The organism is uncultured Microbulbifer sp. (assembly GCF_947498635.1).
Lineage (GTDB): Bacteria > Pseudomonadota > Gammaproteobacteria > Pseudomonadales > Cellvibrionaceae > Microbulbifer > Microbulbifer echini.
The window spans coordinates 1-282 of the sequence record NZ_CANMKV010000153.1 but is presented as its reverse complement, the minus strand read 5'-3'; the positions used below and the strand labels follow the sequence as shown (position 1 = coordinate 282).

Below are 282 nucleotides of genomic sequence, written 5' to 3'. Positions count from 1 at the left end.
GCCGACACTTTCACCGTACTTTCTACAGCGAATCAAGTAGAAGTAGAAAGTATTACCTTCACCAATGTATCCAAGGTGCAGGCGGGCGCAGAGACCAATGATCCCGATAAGGGAGATAGCGTTAATGCAACAGATATCGATGTCTATCTGACGGGCAATGATAAAGAGTTGTCCAGCAACGGTATTCTCTTCCAACAAATCGAATCCGGCAATGTAACGGATACACACTTATTTGGTTCCGCGACGGCAAGTGACAGCGTCCTTGTTCTTGATATTAACGAG

1 protein-coding gene is annotated in these 282 nt (G+C 45.7%); it reads left to right on the top strand.

The genetic code is table 11. The features are described 5' to 3' along the window. Nucleotides 1-282: hypothetical protein (locus Q1A69_RS20240; protein ID WP_299589767.1), on the top strand; the 282-nt coding region annotated here is incomplete at both ends.